The sequence below is a fragment of the Sporosarcina sp. E16_8 genome (genome assembly GCF_017347095.1).
In the GTDB taxonomy this organism is placed as follows: domain Bacteria; phylum Bacillota; class Bacilli; order Bacillales_A; family Planococcaceae; genus Sporosarcina.
Genome location: NZ_JADPRZ010000110.1, coordinates 1 through 1,903 on the forward strand (window position 1 = coordinate 1; position 1,903 = coordinate 1,903).

Here is a 1,903-nt window from a genome sequence, read left to right on the forward strand (position 1 = left end):
GTAACTACTTAGGTACATGAATTGTTTCAAAAATTTCTATATGGGTATCTGTCTAGTAAACTCATTTTATTAATATATAGGTTGGACTAAAGTATTTCATCGACAACACTCGGCTTTTGGGGATGCCTCCCGCGATAAGCCTGACAGAAAACCGCTGTCAGTCTCATCGCTTCGGCTACCCCAGTAGACGCCTTCGCTGGAGATTACGTGAAAATTATAAGTTCATCATAGACAGAAAGGAGCAAATCTCAATGAAATACACAGCCAAACAAATCGAAGAGATTAGTCATGGAGAACCGACTGAAATTGCGTCGTTTATCACGAATCTTCTACTCTATATTGAAAAGTTGGAAATACAAATTGATCAACAGAAAATCCATATTGTTAAACTAGAAACACGTGTAAAAGAACTGGAACGACAAGTGGGGTTAACAAGTACCAACAGTAGTAAACCGCCTTCCAGTGATGGTTTGCGCAAGCCTAAAAGTCTGCGGAAATCGGGAGGTAAGATTGGCGCCCCAAAGGGTCATGACGGCTATACCCTCAAACCAACCGACCAGCCAGATGAAATTGAATGGCATAAGGTCGAAGTCTGCTCGCACTGTGAAACTTCTCTTGCAGATTTACCATCGGAAGGGTATATCCGTCGACAAGTATTTGATTTACCGATTCCCCGCGTCGTGGTTACAGAGCACCGGATTGAAAAGAAGTGCTGCCCGAACTGTGGTACCCAACAAAATGCACCTTCCCCCGAAAACGTGAAAGCACCGGTCCAATATGGAGACAACTGGATTGCCTGGTGCGCCTATTTACATACATACCACCATCTTCCGTTTGAACGCATCTGTCAGTTATTTCATGACATGACTGGGTATCGCCCCAGTGAAGCCACCCTTCTGCACCGTTTAGCCTCTATTTCCACTAAAATCGATCCCCATACTGCATACATACGAGAAGAACTATTGAAAAGTGCCGTCGTCCATGCGGACGAAACTGGGATGCGCATAGAGGATAAAACGCAATGGTTACATACCGTTAGCAGTTCTGACTGGACGCTTTATCATGTCCATGAAAAACGCGGGAAAATTGCCATCGAGAAGCACGATGTTTTACCCCAGTATCAGGGAATTCTTGTCCATGACTGTTGGGCTTCCTACTTTACCACCGACTATTCATTCGATCATGCCCTATGCGGCGCTCACCTTCTTCGCGAGTGCCAGGGTATCATCGACTATGATGGCCATCGATGGGCCGCAGATATGAAAGAACTTTTACAGGAAGCCTGTCACCACAAGAAAAAGTGGAGACTAGAGGATATACCGATAAAAGAAGCGGACGCCCTTGAATGGGAAGAGCGCTACGACCGTATTCTCGAGCGCGGTGAAAAAGAATGGGCGACTAATCCTATACCGGATGCCCCACTCAAACGTGGAAGAATAAAAAAGAGCAAAGCCGCTAATCTAGCTGCACGCTTCCAGCTCCATAAAACCGCTATATTGCGGTTTATTTGGGATGCACGCGTGCCTTTCGATAACAGTCAGGCAGAACGGGACATCCGAATGATGAAAGTGAAACAGAAAGTATCAGGCCACTTCCGTACAAATGAAGGGGCTAAACAATTTGCCCAAATCCGCGGATTTATTTCCACGCTTCGCAAACAAGATCGTGATATTCTTTCCTCGCTCGTCTCTGTTGTCCGTGGAGAATTCTCCTTCAAATAGGATCTATGTAGGTTAAACAAGTGATTCTATCTACTCTCCAGCGAAGGCGCCTAACTGGGGTAGCCGAAGTGATAAGACTGATAGTGGTTTTCTATCAGGCTTATCACGGGAGGCATCCCCAAGCGCCAAGCGTTGTTGGTAGAATTTTTTACATCAACATAGATACCTAAGTAGTTACGTTT

General features: G+C 45.2%; 1 protein-coding gene. It reads left to right on the forward strand.

Annotated features, from left to right (window positions below; genetic code table 11):
- The first annotated feature begins 251 nt into the window (after positions 1 to 251).
- A complete protein-coding gene (gene tnpC, locus I2484_RS20955; protein ID WP_207152984.1) occupies positions 252 to 1,721 on the forward strand; it encodes an IS66 family transposase in 1,470 nt (489 codons plus the stop codon).
- The last annotated feature ends 182 nt before the right edge of the window (positions 1,722 to 1,903 follow it).

Coding starts and splice junctions, on each gene's coding strand:
- tnpC (WP_207152984.1), top strand. CDS start 252: ATGAAATACACAGCCAAACAAATCGAAGAGATTAGTCATGGAGAACCG.